The following is a 16,014-nucleotide window of genomic DNA, read 5'->3' on the forward strand; positions in this document are numbered from 1 at the left end:
AATCACGAGTTTTTCAAGTTCTGAAGCGGGGAAATCGAAGCAACTCAGGAGCTTGCGATGGGAAGCTCATGCTCCGTTAGAGCTGACGAATTGACCCGGCTCTGTCTGCAGAGTCGAGTTCCCATCTTGCCGTTCCCGGTAAGAGTCAATAATCCGACGCAGCGAGCGACGTAGGAATAATCGAATTTGGCCACGAATGGTGCAGGAAGCGTCATGGCATAGGCTATAGTCTGACTGCTGTTGGATGGCCGCAGCTGCTAGGTCAGACGCTAAGTGTGCGCAGGCAGGATTGCTAAGGACGGGTAATGAATGATTTGCTTCCGGGGCACATATGGGTGGAGCCCAGTGCAGCGAGACTATTGGAATCAATGCGGGATATCGGGTACTCGTTCGAGAGTGCCCTTGCGGATATCGTTGATAATAGTATCTCCGCTGGCGCGAGGATAGTTGAGATATTCAACGATATTCATGCTGACGGATCGCCATTCCTGGCGATATTGGACGACGGCCGTGGAATGCGGTCTTCTGAGTTGACAGCTGCCATGCAGCATGGCAGTAGAAGCCCCCGCGATGTCAGGGCAGCAACAGACTTGGGGCGCTTTGGTCTTGGGCTGAAGACCGCATCCTTCAGCCAGTGCAGGCGACTTACCGTAGCCTCAAGAGTGGACGGCGATCTCGCTGCTCGGAGTTGGGACCTCGACTTGGTGCTTAAGAAGGATCAGTGGCTTCTGAAGGTGTTGGAGCCAGAGGAGATTGAAGCGATCCCAATGATCAACTTGCTCCCCTCGACAGGAACCTTGGTGGTCTGGCAGGGTCTGGACCGCCTCGATCCATTCGAAAACAGCTCTGATGATGCTCTTGTTGCCTTGAACGATCTGTTCGCAAATGCGAGATCGCACTTGGCACTTACGTTCCACCGATTCCTCGCACAGCAGAAGGAGGGGGCAGTGTCTGGCGCAGTGTCACTGCGTCTCAATGGTTCGCCTGTCCTGGCTGCCGATCCCTTTGCGCAGCACATATCTCCTTCATCTGACGCGCATGAAACCGAGATAATCAGAATGGCTGGCTCCGCCGTGACCGTTCAAGCGTTCACACTGCCTCATCATCAGCATCTCAGCCCTGAGCAGATGAGCGCGATTGAGCTAGGATCGAGTCTAACTGAAACGCAGGGCCTTTACGTCTATCGCGCTGGGCGCCTAATAGCTGGCGGGACGTGGTTAGGTCTTGTGCGTAAATCCGAGCTTACAAAGCTGCTCCGGGTCCAAGTGGACGTGCCTACATCGCTTGACTCGGAGTGGAGCATAGACGTTCGGAAATCGCGGATGCGGCTCCCATCGGTCGTTCGGCGGCGTTTAAGGCCGTTGATAGAGCGCATGACTGAGACTGCCCGAAGGCCATACACGTATAGAGGACGTCGTCAGGCAGCTGGTTCGGGTCTACCTTTGTGGCAAAGAGTGGAAGAAAGAGGTGCTGTGCGATACGAAGTTCGTCGCGACCACCCCATCATCGAAGCTCTTCGTCAGGCGGCTGGCTCACGGGGTGATGTCGACACTGCACTGCTTGCCATTGAAGCGACGCTTCCGTTGGAATCTGTTTTCTCTGACATTGCGTCCTCTCCCAAGGCTATAAGTCAGCAAGTGCTTAGCGATGCGGAACTTGCGCAGCTATTGGCGACCTATGTAGAGGCGATCGTTCCCGGGAAGAACACCCTTCCGCGCTCAATCGCGGAAGTCATTCTGGCGACTCCGGTCTTCGCAGGTCAGCGAGATGCCCGGCGCGCGCTAGGGCTGTTGCGAATAATCGAAGACTAAGGACAGGGCTATGAGTTACGACCAAGTTTTGACGCTTTCTCGGGCGGCGATGGCGCAGCGCGCGGCGCGCAGTCCACCTGAAATTCTTGAGGTTGTTAGCGGGATTGCCGCGCTTCCGTTCATATCACCAAGCCTCTCCGAGGCGGAGGTAGTCCAGATCTCCAAGCAGATCGAACGAGAGTTTGAGGTAGTACTTGGACCCTCACATACGATCCAAGCCCCTGGACACAAGCCGTGGTTGCTTGGTCGCGCCCATCAGATTGATTTCCGATACTGGAAGCGCTATCGGGACTACCTGATTGCCGGCGGCATGTCGGAGACTGTCGTTAATGCAATTGCAGGCGTAACAGACACAATTGTTGACTTGGCCGGTGACCCCAAGATTGATGGCACTTGGTCTCGTCGAGGCTTGGTGGTTGGTCATGTGCAGAGCGGAAAGACGGCCAACTACCTTGGAGTGATCAATAAGGCGGCAGATGCCGGGTATAGGGTCATCGTACTAATCGCCGGTGTCCATAATAATCTTCGATCTCAGACACAGGAGCGCGTCGATTCAGGATTTGTCGGGCGAGACAGCGATCAGATACTCAGTCGCCAAGTCAATGCCGACCGCGTTGGAGTTGGTAACTTCAATCCTAGCTTTACCGCAAGCGCCTTCACAAGTCGTGCGCACGATTTCAGTCGGGCTAGGGCGGACGGCTGGGGGAATCCACTTCAGAATAGTAGCGAGCCTGTCATTCTTGTCATTAAGAAGCATCCCTCCATTCTGAACAACTTGATCGACTGGATCCGCGGTACAAGTGCTTCTCAGGGCGGCCTCACGCTTCCGATGCTCGTGATTGATGACGAGGCCGACAATGCGTCTGTAGATACTTCGAAGGACCCCAATGCGCCCAAGACGATCAATCGTCTTATCCGAGACCTATTAGGCTTGTCGACCCGAAATGCGTATGTTGGCTATACGGCTACTCCGTTCGCCAATATCTTCATTGATCCTGATGTTGAGAGCGCTCTTCAAGGCAAGGACCTTTTCCCGCGAGATTTTGTTGTGGGGCTGGAGGCGGCAACTAACTATGTTGGCCCCCACTCCTTCTTTGGCGAAGGTTCCGCTGGACTGACCGTAGACTTGGAAAGGACCGACGAATGGCTGCCTCTATCCCACAAGATTGACTGGCGCGTTGAAGGGCTGCACCCGAGTCTGATCGAGGCTATCGGTTGCTTTGTGCTGTCAAAGGCGATTCGGGTTCTCCGGGGGCAGGCCAGTAAGCACCACTCGATGCTTGTGAATGTGTCGCGCTTCACAGGAGTTCAGAGTGAAGTGGCAAGAAATATATCGAGCTATCTGATCGAGCTGCAGTCCGCCATTCAAAACCGTTTCGCCTTGCCAGAAACTTCTGCCCTCAGAGATCCCTTCATCCGCTCGCTTCATGCTACTTGGAGGAAGTTCTATGCTGGTGGGGATGAGGACTGGACCGGCGTGCAGGCGCAGCTGCATAAGGCTGCCGCCGGCATGGTGGTGATCGAGGTTAATGCCTCCAAGTCATCCGGAAAGCTCGATTACCGAGCGCATGGCGAGAGCGGGCTCAACGTCATTGCAGTGGGTGGAAACTCGCTCTCCCGTGGATTCACCTTGGAAGGTCTTACGATCAGCTACTTCCTTCGAAATACCCAGATGTACGACACACTTTTGCAGATGGGGCGATGGTTCGGCTATCGAGATGGATACAAGGACCTTTGCCGTCTGTTTCTCAAGAAGGAAGCTGCGGACTGGTACGGATTCATCGCAGATGCGACTGAGGAACTGAGGGACGAGATTAGAAGGATGGAGCTCAATGGGCTGACTCCGATGGACTTCGGTTTTGCAGTTCGCAGCCATCCTGGAACGCTAATGGTGACAGCGCGAAACAAGATGCAAAATACCGAGCAGATTGTCCGTGAGGTGTCACTTTCTGGAAAGATGGTTGAGACCTCAGTCATTATTGCGACGGATTCAGCGCGAACGGCGAACGTCGCTGCAGTTGAAGATGCCATTGCGAAAATGATGTCGGACGGTTGCGTTCCACTGCCCCATGGCAGAGGCGCGCTTCCTAGTCATCTATTCACTGGCGTGAGATCCGAGCGTGTCTTGGACTTCATATCGAGCTTTGGCGTACATCCAGGTCAGCTGGATATGCAGCGCGCCCCTCTGATCGAGTACATACGAGAGAGAGATCTTTCTAGCTGGGACGTCGTTCTGGTTTCAAGTTCTAAGTCCGAAGCATCAGAAGTTGAAGTTCACGGTCTGACAATTGGGCTTCAAAGCCGTGCCGTGACGATAGGTAAAACCCAGCGGTTCGAGAGGGCGTTGCTTGTATCTGGAACGAAGCGACGAGTTGCCTCGCGAGGTATTGAGCGAGCTGGACTGAGTGACCCACAAGTGGCAGCGGCGCTGGAAGCGCATCAGGGGAAGTCGAGCAACGTACCGGACCACATCTACAGGGCGCAGCGATCACGGCCCCTTCTTATCCTCCATCTCTTTAAAGCTGTGGAAGATGGTGATCAGATTCACGCCGCCTACGGACTAAGCTTCCCGGGTTTGGCCGTGGGTGAGAGAGATAAGTTGGTGTTCTACACCGCCAACTTGATTGCGTACAGGGAGCTGTTCGGGTCGCCGGAAGATGAGTATGAAGATGAAGAGGTTCTAGTAGATGATTGAGAATCCTTGGTCTTCGCTCAGCGGAACTTCTGACAGAATTGTAGGTAGGCGCATTGCCCAAGAGCATCCTCTAGACTACTACTGGGCTCGTGCCCAAGGAGGGGCGCTTGGCTTGGTTCTCCGGGGCGTGGCACCTGCTTGGATGCCAAGGGACTTGCCTAGCCTACGGGGCGTGGATATTTCCACTGCGTCCGATGATGACATTCCAGAGGTCCGCATGTTTCTCAGACGGCCGGGTGACCAAGATGTCTTTCTGACGCTGTGCAGGGATGTCATTGCCTACTCATGTATCGGCGGCTCGCAAGACGATGCAGCACGGCGCTTCTTCCGACGTTTGGAGCACTGGCACCTACTGATGAGCCGGGCGCGGACCGATGCGATGGACGCGCATGAAGTCAGGGGACTGATAGGAGAGCTAGTGATGCTTGAACGTTTGATGCTCTCGGTTGGTGTAGAGGCGGCAATCTCTTCGTGGGTGGCGCCCGATGATCACCCGCAAGACTTCGCACTAGAACGAATGATCCTTGAGATCAAGACAAGATCATCCGGGTCCCGCCCACACGTGCAAATATCATCACTAGAGCAACTACAAGCTAGCCAACTGGCTTTGTTCTTGGTGACTATCGAGCTGGCTGAGGCGCATGGTGAGTCTGCGAGATCCCTTAATGAGGTGTGCGCTGACGTTTTGGGTGTGGCAAGAGCTCATAGCTTGACCATGGAGGATCGCTTGGAGGTCGCGCTACTCAAGCGCGGCTACCTGCGAAACGATGTATACAATGCTATCAAATACCGTGTTTCGGGGATCTCTAGCTACTCAGTTGGAGAGGGATTCCCGAGAATTCTGAGGTCGGAAATCGACTCGCGAGTAGTGAGGGCTAGCTACGTTCTAGATCTGTCGTCACTAACTTCCTTCGTCGTACCTATTGAGACAATTTTGCACTAGATGGGAGACGGACAATGGTGATCATGGATGAAGAGGTGACTTCATTTCGCTCTGCGCTGCTTGGCGAGATTGGCGCTGAGCAAGCCGCTGGGATGGGCTACACCTCGACGAGGTTTGTCGATCGCGCTTGCGCGATCTTAGAAGTTGGGGAGGAGTTCACTGAGTACAACGTCTGCCGGGTATCGGGAAAGATGTCTCGTGGTTCGGCTGTGCAGTTGGATGCCTACAGCTTCTCCCCGGTTGATGGGGTTCTCAATCTCGTCGTAGCCATCTTCTCCGGTGACGAAGTGCCGGAGCCGATTCTCACTGATGAAGCAAGGCGGGCAGTTACGGCTGCCTTCAAGTTCTTGGAGGGGAGTGCACATGAAGCCCTCGCAAGCTCTTGGGATGAAAGTCATGCAGCTCACGCCGTATGTAATGAGATCTTCTCCTTTACGACAACTGGAGAGATGACCAAGGCTTGCATCTACTTGATATCGGATCGTCCACTAGGCTCGTCCATTGGGAGGATGCCGGAGTTGTCACTTGGCCCCCAAAAGGTCGAGTTGCACCTTTGGGATATCGCAAGACTTGCTCGTATGGACGCTTCAACGAGTGGGCGAGAGGAAATTCTGATCGACTTCCCATCAGAGTACGGGCAGGGAATTCCAGCTCTTAAGGCCGGCATGGATGACGAGGCGAGGTATGAATCGTACATGTGCGTTCTACCTGGCTCCATTCTCGCTAGTCTTTATGACCGCTTCGGTGGGCGGATTCTGGAGCAGAACGTTCGAGCATTTCTAGGGGATGGTCGAAAGGTAAATAAGGGAATTAGGGAAACTCTGAAGGTCGAGCCTGGTATGTTCTTTGCCTACAACAACGGGCTAACTGTTACCGTGTCAGAGTTATCAAGCCGATTGGTCGGAGGTGCATTGGAGATCGCTGGCGTCAAGGGCCTGCAGATTGTGAATGGAGGGCAGACGACCGCGTCTCTGTATTGGGCCAGCAAAGCGGGTGTCGACCTCTCGCGAGTAAGGGTCCAAATGAAGCTCTCCCAGCTTCCTGAGGATGGCTTTGAAGACTCTGTTCACAACATCGCTCGTTTCGCGAACGCGCAGAATGCGGTATCGGCGTCCGATCTTTTTGCCGGTCACGCGTACTTCAAACGGATTGAGACTATATCTCGTCAAACCCTTGCGCCGCCAAGTGCGCCGGGCGAGGGTAATACCTACTGGTACTTCGAGCGTACGGCGGGTAGCTATAAGGTTGAGCTGAAGAGGAAGAAGCCCCTCGAGGCAAAGTTCTGGCAAATTCTAAATCCCAAGAAGCAGGTTCTGACGAAGACGGACGTTGCTCGCTTTGATTCAACTTTCGATGGGAGTCCGCATTACGTAAGTCAGGGTGCCCAAAAAAACATTGGTAATTTTGGCAGGGTCGTCATGCAGGCGTGGAACAAGGATCCCGCACTGTTCGATGAGAATTACTTTCAGCGGCTCGTCGGTCGGGCGATTATCATTCGCGCAATCGATGCCGCCATTCCCGGCCAAGACTGGTATCCAGGTTCCATTGTTAGACCTCTCACCTCGTACACGGTCGCATTGATGAGCTCTAGGCTTTTTGATGCGGGCTTGCAGCCTAACTATCGCGAGGTCTGGAGGGGGCAGCGAGCTCCGAAAAAGCTCGTTGAAGAGGCAATGCGTGTTGCGCGCAAGGTGCTGCCATTGCTCATGGAAATTCCCGAAGAACAGGTTCGCAACCGGCTTGTGACTGAGTGGGTGAAGAGGGAGGCGTGCTGGGTGCGTGTCAAGGAGAGCAATGTTGAGCTCTCGCCGGAGTTCCTTGCGTGGGCTGTGCCCGCTAGCAATGACCGACGTGTGCGGCGCCCTTGGAGGGATCACGCGAGAGAGCTTTGGCAGGACGGGACCTGGAAGCGCCTCCAAGCTTGGAACGGGGTCGAAGGTGCACTTACAGAAGGTGAGGCCAGTGTCGTTGAGTGGGCGGCAATAGCGTCTGATTTCGCGCCTCGCGGATTCCGACTTGAGAAGCTCCAAGAGGCATTTAAGCGAGCTGTTTCCAAAGGTTTCGCTTAAGCTGACTTGCCAGTCTTGGCGACCAGAGTATCTGGCGCGTCAACCATGTGCAGTAAGTGCGCTATGCTCAGTTTTCAGTGTGCGCCTGTTGCGGTATTTCCTGGTCCACTATCTCATTCATGGGGCGCGTCCTTTCGGGTGCGGGTATAGTCACGGTCATCCTGGGAGCGTAACCCTCGCTGTCAGGTTCGCACGATGCCGAATGCCCTCATCACACGCTCGAGCGAGCGCCACTTCCTCATTAACCAATTTATGCCCCGTGTCGCTAGAGGCCCCGATTCTTCTAGATTCATGAGGGTCCGAATCATCCGGTTCGCACATCTAGACAAAGGGATTATTTCTGCTTGCAAAGGCGGAGGCAGATAGCTGCTTCCTCGATGGGTTCTAGGCGCCAACATCTCGGCATCGATTCCACTCACCAGTTACTCCGGCACAATTCGCGGACTCCAATGCGACAGCATCGGCTCAACGCAGGAAACATCAATCTCCCTGCCCGCATACATCACAATCACAAGCTGCTCCAACGAGTTGTCCACCAGCATCACGGGGGTGTCGTCACAGCTGACCTCGAAGTACCTCTCTCTTGGGTACCCCGCGTCCTGCACCACGCCCCCGCGCACAAGTCGAACGGCTTCTTCGCGCATGACAGCAAACTCAGCGTCGGACACCTTCCGAAACGCCCCCGGTGCCAGGCCAGCCTTGGGTAGATGACGGCTGGCGATCGCAGCAGAAAGCGCCGCCAGCAGGACAACGCCATAGATCACAGGCTTCATTGGAAGCTCTACAGATAGGGAGAGACGACAAAGCGATTGAGCCGCGACAACGCGTCAACGGCCCGCAGCTTGGCGGCAGAGGGCCGAGCCCAACCGGGCTACTCCCGCACTTGCAACCGCTCAACAACCTGCGCAGTCAACCCCACGCACGCCATCATCAGCCCTTCCATCACCCGATCCCCCAGGTACTCCTCCGGTGCTCCGTTGTGCCGCGTGCGCTCCGCTGCCAGCAACACCTCCTGCACCACACGCAGGCCCGCCAGAGCGCAGTCCGCGTCCGCCAGTTCAAGACAGCGCCCAGGCAGTTGATGTCGCTCCGGCCAAGGCTGGCCATCTGAGGCTGCCCCCGCCCCAATGCGCCGCAGCGTGGCGACGAAGGCGTTGGGATCGGCGGACAGTTCGTGCTCCGGCTCGGCGTTGGCCGGATCGTACTGCGCGTGCAGGGGACGGAATTCCGATGCGTTCATGGCAATGCTCCGTACAAGACAGACAGCAGCGCCACCGATAGAGGCGGCGGACGATGCGTGGTTCGAAAGCCGGACAGTAACCAAGCCGGTGGGTCCGAAGACCCCCACGCACCGCCCGCCATGGAACGCGAACGGATTGCCAGCCGGCGCCACACAGAGGTGACGCCGGCTGACAAGCGTAAAACACATGGTTACTGAACGGGCTTTCGACACCCGCGCCACCCTTTTTCGGTGGCATTCCAAGGTGTACCCGCACAGATGCCAAATGCCAAGAAGTCGCAGCTTACTGAGGCTGCAAATGCTGACGCTTACGGCATTGTCGCATAGCACGGAAGCGGCACATCTCCTGCAGCGCAGGGCTTTCGAGCGATGTTAAGCCGTCACGCGTATGGGCATCACGCTGCACGGTTTCGGTGTGGTGCTGTCCCAATTGCGACAGCTCGCTATCGGGGCCGCGATGCAAAGAGTGGCGAATACGTCACCGCTCGATCTGAGGCGCCAATCCCGGTCGTGGCCACAGCGCATCGTCGCGCTCCAGGTCGTAGTCGCTGCCGAACGCCAGCGCCGCCTCGCGCGGCGGCAGGTCTGCGTAGCAGCCCAGCAGGTACTCATCCATGCCAGCATCGCGGTGGTCGATGGCGAACAGGTGGAGGAGCTCCTTGTCGAAGGCGTCCAGCCATGTGGGGTGGATCTTGGTAATGGTCATCCTCCAGTGGGGAGGGGAGGATGGCTGAAGTGCGTCTCAAGACATGGGATGTGAATTCGACTTACTGCGGGCCCGGCGGTAACTGTCCGCTCTGTAGTGACAGTCGTCGTAGATTGCTTTTAGGCCTGGGTGTATAAGAAGGCCTGGTGAAAACACACCTATCAATCAAAGCTGACGCGAGGACGGGCGATGGGACGACGGATGCTGAGAGCGGGAGCATGCTTGGCTTTTCTTCTGCTGAGCGCTTGCCAGGCACAGACTTCCCCACCGCGATCTGAGACGTCTTCCAGTGCTGCACAAAACAACGTGCCGCTTGTCAGGCCGCTTACTTTGACGTCAATGGCTGAGCCCATGGTCGTAGAGTTCAATCTGGAGCCGCCCGGTAGAAACGCCGCGCCAACGCTCCTGGTTGCCGTCCGCGTAAGTGGGGAAGATGGCGCCGTAGCGCAGGAGCGGGCCTTGATGATTCGAAGCGCTGGTCTGCCTGCACGCGTGCACCTCACTCAGCTCGGGGAAATGAGTGAGGCAAGTGCTCCACTCGTCCGTGTTGAGCAGCAGCCAGGAAGGGCTGCCACTCTCGTGCCGATCAACGTTGATGGACGCGTTTCAACGGTCTGGCTTGATGACGTGGACGACACCTCACTCGAAGCGGCAGGTCTGTCCAATCCGCAGGGGCACTACAAGCAACTGGCGATGGCATGGGGCCAGAACCTCTCTCCGGGCAGGTACCGCCTGAGTGTGGAGTTACTTGACCCACCAGTGCATCTCGCGCCGATCCCGGCAGAATTGATGGTCGCCTACAAGCATAAGTCGAAATAGGAGCCTTTCATGGACGAACGATATCGCGTGACAATTTACGTTGCGGCGCCAGGAACCCCGCTGTTGGAGGGCGGAACATCTACCGCAGGCCACGTCTATTACACAGTGGATAATGGCCGTGAGAGCATCAGCTATGGCTTTGCGCCGAAGGAGCACGGGGCGACGACCGGCCCCGGCAAGGTTTACGACTCTGACGCGCGGGAGTACCAGAATCCCTTCTACCAACGAACGCTCGAAATCTCGAAAGATCAGTACGAAAAGCTCAAGGAATTTGGTGCCGCGCCGGACAAGCACGGGTTCAATACGGAGTATCACGGGCTCAACAACAGCTGCATTGATTTCACCTGGGGCGCGCTGAATCACGCGGGGCTCCATCGCACCAATGCGCTTTTCATGCAGGACAAGGATTTCCAAGGCGGACTCAAGCCGCTCACCAATGTCGAGTACATCCGCAGCATCCGCGCACCGTTTCCCGATAGTGAGTTGAACATCGAGCATTACAACAAGATGCCGGACCGAACCCTGAAGCAACGCCTCATCAGCGATGAGCAATTGCCAGGCAACGATCGCGAGATGCTCGACACCATCCGCAAGGGCGTAGCGGGCATTGATGAGAGGCACGGTCGGGCCTACGACGGAACTAGTGAGCGCATCTCGGTGGGGTTGCTGGCCACCGCCGAGGAAAATGGGCTGGAGCGCGTCGATCATGTTGTACTGGGCAATACCCCCGCTGATGGCTCAGCACAGCGTCTATTCGTCGTGCAGGGCGAGCTCAACGATCCTGCGCATGTGCGAGCCTCTATGACGGCAGAGGAAGCAGCCCGAACGCCAGTGGAGCAGTCGTTCGCCAAGGTCGAGCAGATTTCGCAAAGCCAGCAGGAACGTGCCTTGGCGGTACAGCAGGAGCCCGTGCTGGAACAGAGCCGGGCGCCCATGCAAATGGGTTGACCCAGGCCGAGTACTGCATGGTAGATCACAGTTTCGGGGGCTTCGGCCCCTGTGCTGCTTTTCTCTCCACCTGCCCGTGAACCCACCTATGCGATCATCCGGCCAGGACCGCAGTACCCAACAAGGCTGAGCAGGCATGGAGCAAGCAACACGCTACACGGTAACCCTCTTTCTGGCCGCGCCCGGCACCCCGCTGAACAGCGGCGGCAGCTCGCCGCGCGGCCACATGTATTTCCAGACCACCGCCGGCGAGGAAGCACACAGCTACGGCTTCGCACCGCCGCGCCCGCCGCCCGGTGATGCCGCTGCCGGTGTGCAGTACGCCGAGGTCGTGCACGACGACGCCGACGAGCACCGCGACCCGTATTACAGCCGCACCCTGGAAATCAGCGAGGAGCACTACGGCTGCCTGCGCGATTTCGCCGAGGAGCCGGCCGAGTTCGAGTTCGATGTCGATCGCCCGGCCACCATCAACCGCTGCAGCGATTTCGTCTGGGCCGCGTTGCACTACGCCGGCCTGCATTCGCAGCCGGCACCGTTGGACGGTGGCAGCGACCTGGGCGAGTTCGCGGTGCTGTTCAACCTGCCGGAGATCCAGTGCATTGCTGCGCCGTTCCCGGCCAGCGAGCTGAATGGCGAACAGCATCACCCGATGCCCGAACGCGAGGCCGAGCTACACCGCGAAGGCGGTCGACCGAGCCACGAGCCGCCGCCCAGCCCGATGGAAGTGGCGGGCACGCTGCTGGATCCCTCGCACCCGGACCACCGGCTGTTCGCGCAGCTGATCCAGAAGGTGGCCGAGCTGGACGCCGCACACGGGCGCACCTTCGACGACACCAGCCAGCGCATCAGCGCCAGCCTGCTGGTGCTGGCCAAGCAGAACAACCTGTCCCGCGTGGACCACGTGCTGCTCAGCCGGCCGACCAAGAGCAGCCACGAGGCCGAGAGCATCTTCATTGTGCAGGGTGACCGCGATGACCCGGGGCACCGCCGCGCGAGCATCGCCACCGAAGTGGCGGCGCAGACCGACGTGGCCGATTCGCTGCGGTTGAAGGAGCAATGATGCGGACGGTGCGTGCGGTTGTTGCGTCTGCGGCGCTTGCCTTGCTGGTGGGCTGCGGCAGCGCCTCACCGCCAGCTGAAGTGCCGAAGCTGCTGACCCGGGCCGAGGCTGATGCTCGTACCGTGGTGCCTTTCACGCGCGGCGTGCGATTGGACAAGGCGGGGCGCATCGTGGATGTGACCTTTGAGGCGCCAAAGCCGGAGCCGCCTGCCAGTCCAACGTTGGTTATCGGCCTCAGAAGCGAGGGGGAAGAGCCCGCAGAGGCTCGTGCGGTGACCGACCGCATTCAGCGCGACGGACTCAAGGCACGTGTGCAACTGGAGCGGCTGGGTGCCTCATCGCCCGAACCCATTCCGTTGTGGAGAGTTTCCGACGACGGGCGCAGCCAGATGAAGCTGTCTACGGACATTGTGGGTGAACGGCTTTGGGGATCGGATGTTGCAGTGAGTACATTGGCCGAAGCGGGACTATTTTCCCAGCGACTGAGCTACAGCGAACTGCAGTGGGGAAGCGTCGGTCTCGGGGAGCGAGGCCGATATCGTCTCCGGATTGATCTGCTGGAGGATCGCCCTGATCTGGAAGGGCTTCAGATTGAATTGATGGTTGGTTACCAACAACGCGGGAAGTAAGCATGCAAAAGGACTCTGCTGCACGAATCACCTTGACGGTCCACCTGGCCGCGCCAGGTACGCCCTTGGTGGCCTTGGAAAATGATGAACGGAAGCAGGTTGGCGTCTCCGATGTCGGGCACATGTTCCTGTCGCTTGATCGAGTGGGCTCCGCTGAGCCGCGGCAGAGCTTCGGCTACACCCGAACGCCAATTCCCGGCAACAACGATCTCGGGAAGGTTGTTGATTACGATCTGCGTACGTATGAAAACCCACGTTATCAACGCACCATCGAGATTACGCAGGAGCAGTACAACAAGATCGTCGAGTTCGCCAAAGATCCCGAGAAGCACGGCTTCGATGCAAAGAACTACAACCTTGCCTCCAACTCCTGCGTGGACTTCGCCTGGGGCGCCTTGAACCACGCCGGTATTCACGGCAACACCATTTTCGGTGAGTTCAAGACGTACGAAGGTACGTTGAAGGTGCTGGACAACATCGGACCGGTGCAGAGCATCCGGCCACAAGTGAAAGGCAGCGAGCTGGACCGGGAAGAATGGAAGCCGATGCCCGTGCAGACCAATGCGATACAGCGGTGGTCCACGGACATCAATGATCCCGCCCGTGCAGATGTCTTGGCCTGGACCGGTACGCCGGGCGACCCCAACCACGCCGACAATCCCCGACTGAATCAGATCCACGAGCGCGTGGTTGCCATGAATGCCTTCGGCGCAGACACGGGCAACGTCAGCGCCAGCCTTCTCGCACTCTCCAAAGAGCAGCAGTTCGCCCGCGTAGACGACGTGCTGCTCGGCGAACGCCGTGGCGATGCAGCGCCCAACCTCTTCATCGTGCAGGGCGACCGCAGCGACCCGGCGCATCAGCGCGCCAGCCTGCCGGCTGACATCGCCGCGCAGACGCCGGCGGTGGCCTCCTTCGAGCGCATCGAGCAACTGGCGCTTGCGCAGCCGCAGCGGGATGCCCAGCGGCAACAGGAAGAGCAGCCGCTGGCCCAGACGCACGCCCCGCGCCTGGTCTAGGTGCGCAGCACCGAACAGCGCGTCCGCCATGCATCCCCAGGCGGACGCCACGGTCCCCACCTGCTACCATTCTCCCGCTACCCAGCCAGCCCACCCCGCGCAGACAGATGCGGGACCGGGCCGTCGAAGAACGGCCCCGCGAGCCAGGACACCCTCCGTGCCCATTGAAGGACGCTCGCATGATCCGCAATTCCCTTTTCCGTTCGGCCGCGCTGGCCGTCGCCGTTTCGCTGAGCCTCGGTGCTCCGACCGCCTTCGCCGCTGACGCCGCCACCGCCACCAGCCCTGCCGCCGCCGTGCAGCGCCAGGCCGTCGCCCAGGGTCTGTACGAGCTGGCTTACAGCCCCAAGCAGAACGCGGTGTTCGTTGCCTCGTCCGGCGGCTTCGGCGATGACGGTGGCCCGGCCCAGGTGCTGCGCCTGAACCCCACTACGCTCGCCGTGGAAACCCGCATCCCGCTGGAGCGCAAGGCGTTCGGCGTGGTGCTGGACGACGCCCACAACCGCCTGTACGTGGGCAACACCGTGGACCTGTCGGTGACCGTGGTCGACACCGCACAGAACAAGGCCATCGGCACCGTGCAGCTGATGGAGAAGAAGACCGGCAAGGACGGCAAGGCCGCCTACACCCACGACCTGCGCGAGCTGGTGGTCGACAGTGCCGCCAACCGCCTGTACGTGACCGGCCACAGCAGCCAGCCGGATGTGAGCAGCGTGCTGTTCGTGATCGATACCAACACCCTGAAGGTGCTCAACACCATTCCGGGCCTGGGCAATGCCAAGGCGCCGGGCCTGGCGCTGGATGCCGCCAACAAGCGCGTGTACACCAGCAATCTGCTGGCCGATCTGGTGGTGGTCGGCACCGACTCCAACAAGGTGGAGGCCCAGTACAAGATCGCCGCCGAGCAGCCGATGAACATCGCGCTGGATCCGGCCGGCAAGCGACTGTTCGTGACCGACCAGGGCTCGGAAATGCTGCGTGGCTACCAGGCCAAGAGCAGCGGGCTGGTCAGCAAGCATCCGGGCCAGCGCGTGCTGGTGCTCGACCGCAGCAATGGCAAGGAACTGGCCAGCATCCCGACCGATGCCGGCCCGTTGGGCATCCTGCTGGATGCACCGCGCAAGCGCCTGTACGTGACCAACCGCGAAGCCGGTACGGTGACCGCGTACAACAGCGACAGCTACCAGAAGGTGGCCACCTACGCCGTGCCGACGCACCCGAACAGCCTGGCGCTGGATGCGAAGAACAACGTGCTGTACGTGAGCATCAAGAACGGTGAGAAGGACGCCAAGGGCTCGGAAGAGAGCGTGGCGCGGATTCAGCTGTGATGCGATGACGCTGGGCCACGCCCGGCGTCCTGACGCGTGAAGAAGGCAGGGCTTTTGCCCTGCCTTTTTCTTTGCCCGGTTGCAGTGCCGACCGCCAACCCGCTAGGGTTGAAGCCCATGGCAGGGAGCCAAAGGGTCTGAATCATGCTGTGTATCCATCGCTGGCTGCGCGTCGGCCTGTTGATCATCTTGAGCTCCGTGCTGGGCGCCTGTTCCAGCCGTGATCCTGTCCCACCCGAGCCGCTGGACCTCACGCAGCCGATCGCTGTGGATCAGCTGGGCCAGGAGGTACGGTTCGAGTTCGAAGCGAATGCGCGCAATTTCGATCCAGGCCGCACCTATGCGCTGGAGCTTGAGGTGCAACGGCAAGGTGGGCGCGAGAACGGCGAACCGGACATGCGCAAGTTGAATATTCCCTTTGAGGTGTCACTGCAGCGATGGGGCGCAGGTGCCTGGCAGGACGTTCCCACCCATGACAGCTACCAGGCACTCGCGCTTAACGCGGGGAAGCCGCTTCCTGCATGGCACACCTCCACTGTCTGGCGCTATGCAGCGTTGAGCGCGGGCAGCGGTGGCCAGTATCGATGGAGCATCGTTGCCCTGCCGTTGGATCTTGATGCCCGTTACCGGCTGGATGTGCGCACGGTTCAGCCCAGCGCCGAGTTGAAGCACTATTCGGCTCGTTTGAAGGTCCACGCCGCCCGCCCGGTTGGAAAGTAGTCAGCATCTCACCCTTGGAAGGAA

General features: G+C 58.8%; 14 protein-coding genes. 11 read left to right on the top strand and 3 right to left on the bottom strand.

All coding sequences use genetic code 11. The features are described 5' to 3' along the window. Nucleotides 1-305 precede the first annotated feature (305 nt). From ACEF39_RS02015 to ACEF39_RS02030, 4 genes are read left to right on the top strand one after another with little or no spacing between them, the layout of a single operon-like run. Nucleotides 306-1,811: an ATP-binding protein gene (locus ACEF39_RS02015; protein ID WP_500286778.1), complete on the top strand. Its 1,506-nt coding sequence runs from the start codon at nt 306-308 to the stop codon at nt 1,809-1,811. A 10-nt stretch (nt 1,812-1,821) separates the two neighbouring features. Next, on the top strand, nt 1,822-4,506 hold the full coding sequence (locus ACEF39_RS02020; protein ID WP_500286779.1) for a Z1 domain-containing protein: 2,685 nt from the start codon (nt 1,822-1,824) through the stop codon (nt 4,504-4,506). Continuing rightward, on the top strand, nt 4,499-5,449 hold the full coding sequence (locus ACEF39_RS02025; RefSeq protein ID WP_500286780.1) for a PD-(D/E)XK motif protein: 951 nt from the start codon (nt 4,499-4,501) through the stop codon (nt 5,447-5,449). The genes ACEF39_RS02020 and ACEF39_RS02025 overlap by 8 nt, the downstream gene beginning before the upstream one ends. Before the next feature lie 14 nt (nt 5,450-5,463). Beyond that, on the top strand, nt 5,464-7,518 hold the full coding sequence (locus tag ACEF39_RS02030) for an AIPR family protein (RefSeq protein WP_500286781.1): 2,055 nt from the start codon (nt 5,464-5,466) through the stop codon (nt 7,516-7,518). A 422-nt stretch (nt 7,519-7,940) separates the two neighbouring features. On the opposite strand, the gene ACEF39_RS02035 is transcribed toward ACEF39_RS02030, so the two are convergent. From ACEF39_RS02035 to ACEF39_RS02045, 3 genes are all read right to left on the bottom strand, one after another. Continuing rightward, nucleotides 7,941-8,291, bottom strand: a complete 351-nt coding sequence (locus ACEF39_RS02035; RefSeq protein WP_500286782.1) for a hypothetical protein — start codon at nt 8,289-8,291, stop codon at nt 7,941-7,943. Nucleotides 8,292-8,389: 98 nt separating this feature from the next. Beyond that, nucleotides 8,390-8,758 carry a hypothetical protein gene (locus ACEF39_RS02040; RefSeq protein WP_500286783.1) on the bottom strand — a complete coding sequence of 123 codons (369 nt, stop codon included), beginning with the start codon at nt 8,756-8,758 and terminating at the stop codon, nt 8,390-8,392. 478 nt (nt 8,759-9,236) lie between these two features. Further along, nucleotides 9,237-9,464, bottom strand: coding sequence for a hypothetical protein (locus ACEF39_RS02045; protein WP_500286784.1), 228 nt, complete (start codon nt 9,462-9,464; stop codon nt 9,237-9,239). A 579-nt stretch (nt 9,465-10,043) separates the two neighbouring features. Here ACEF39_RS02045 and ACEF39_RS02050 point away from each other — a divergent pair. The 7 genes from ACEF39_RS02050 to ACEF39_RS02080 all read left to right on the top strand — a co-directional run bounded on the left by ACEF39_RS02050 (nt 10,044) and on the right by ACEF39_RS02080 (nt 15,990). Next, entirely contained in the window at nt 10,044-10,283 is a 240-nt protein-coding gene (locus ACEF39_RS02050; protein ID WP_500286785.1) for a hypothetical protein, read from the top strand. A gap of 9 nt (nt 10,284-10,292) precedes the next feature. Further along, nucleotides 10,293-11,231 (top strand): XVIPCD domain-containing protein, encoded by a 939-nt coding sequence (locus tag ACEF39_RS02055; RefSeq protein ID WP_500286786.1) that lies wholly within the window; start codon nt 10,293-10,295, stop codon nt 11,229-11,231. Between the two features lie 136 nt (nt 11,232-11,367). Beyond that, nucleotides 11,368-12,294, top strand: coding sequence for an XVIPCD domain-containing protein (locus tag ACEF39_RS02060; protein ID WP_500286787.1), 927 nt, complete (start codon nt 11,368-11,370; stop codon nt 12,292-12,294). Continuing rightward, nucleotides 12,294-12,923, top strand: a complete 630-nt coding sequence (locus ACEF39_RS02065) for a hypothetical protein (RefSeq protein WP_500286788.1) — start codon at nt 12,294-12,296, stop codon at nt 12,921-12,923. The genes ACEF39_RS02060 and ACEF39_RS02065 overlap by 1 nt, the downstream gene beginning before the upstream one ends. Before the next feature lie 2 nt (nt 12,924-12,925). Further along, on the top strand, nt 12,926-13,942 hold the full coding sequence (locus ACEF39_RS02070; RefSeq protein WP_500286789.1) for an XVIPCD domain-containing protein: 1,017 nt from the start codon (nt 12,926-12,928) through the stop codon (nt 13,940-13,942). 179 nt (nt 13,943-14,121) lie between these two features. Beyond that, the gene (locus tag ACEF39_RS02075; protein WP_500286790.1) at nt 14,122-15,270 is read left to right on the top strand and encodes a YncE family protein; all 1,149 of its coding nucleotides are present in this window, start codon (nt 14,122-14,124) and stop codon (nt 15,268-15,270) included. 267 nt (nt 15,271-15,537) lie between these two features. Next, nucleotides 15,538-15,990, top strand: a complete 453-nt coding sequence (locus tag ACEF39_RS02080; protein ID WP_500286791.1) for a hypothetical protein — start codon at nt 15,538-15,540, stop codon at nt 15,988-15,990. The last annotated feature ends 24 nt before the right edge of the window (nt 15,991-16,014 follow it).

The organism is Stenotrophomonas indicatrix (assembly GCA_041545745.1).
Taxonomy (GTDB): domain Bacteria; phylum Pseudomonadota; class Gammaproteobacteria; order Xanthomonadales; family Xanthomonadaceae; genus Stenotrophomonas; species Stenotrophomonas indicatrix_A.

What these genes read in the sequence shown, in the direction of transcription:
- ACEF39_RS02015 (WP_500286778.1), top strand. Translation starts at nt 306, where the DNA reads ATGAATGATTTGCTTCCGGGGCACATATGGGTGGAGCCCAGTGCAGCG.
- ACEF39_RS02020 (WP_500286779.1), top strand. Translation starts at nt 1,822, where the DNA reads ATGAGTTACGACCAAGTTTTGACGCTTTCTCGGGCGGCGATGGCGCAG.
- ACEF39_RS02025 (WP_500286780.1), top strand. Translation starts at nt 4,499, where the DNA reads ATGATTGAGAATCCTTGGTCTTCGCTCAGCGGAACTTCTGACAGAATT.
- ACEF39_RS02030 (WP_500286781.1), top strand. Translation starts at nt 5,464, where the DNA reads ATGGTGATCATGGATGAAGAGGTGACTTCATTTCGCTCTGCGCTGCTT.
- ACEF39_RS02035 (WP_500286782.1), bottom strand. Translation starts at nt 8,291, where the DNA reads ATGAAGCCTGTGATCTATGGCGTTGTCCTGCTGGCGGCGCTTTCTGCT.
- ACEF39_RS02040 (WP_500286783.1), bottom strand. Translation starts at nt 8,758, where the DNA reads ATGAACGCATCGGAATTCCGTCCCCTGCACGCGCAGTACGATCCGGCC.
- ACEF39_RS02045 (WP_500286784.1), bottom strand. Translation starts at nt 9,464, where the DNA reads ATGACCATTACCAAGATCCACCCCACATGGCTGGACGCCTTCGACAAG.
- ACEF39_RS02055 (WP_500286786.1), top strand. Translation starts at nt 10,293, where the DNA reads ATGGACGAACGATATCGCGTGACAATTTACGTTGCGGCGCCAGGAACC.
- ACEF39_RS02060 (WP_500286787.1), top strand. Translation starts at nt 11,368, where the DNA reads ATGGAGCAAGCAACACGCTACACGGTAACCCTCTTTCTGGCCGCGCCC.
- ACEF39_RS02065 (WP_500286788.1), top strand. Translation starts at nt 12,294, where the DNA reads ATGCGGACGGTGCGTGCGGTTGTTGCGTCTGCGGCGCTTGCCTTGCTG.
- ACEF39_RS02070 (WP_500286789.1), top strand. Translation starts at nt 12,926, where the DNA reads ATGCAAAAGGACTCTGCTGCACGAATCACCTTGACGGTCCACCTGGCC.
- ACEF39_RS02075 (WP_500286790.1), top strand. Translation starts at nt 14,122, where the DNA reads ATGATCCGCAATTCCCTTTTCCGTTCGGCCGCGCTGGCCGTCGCCGTT.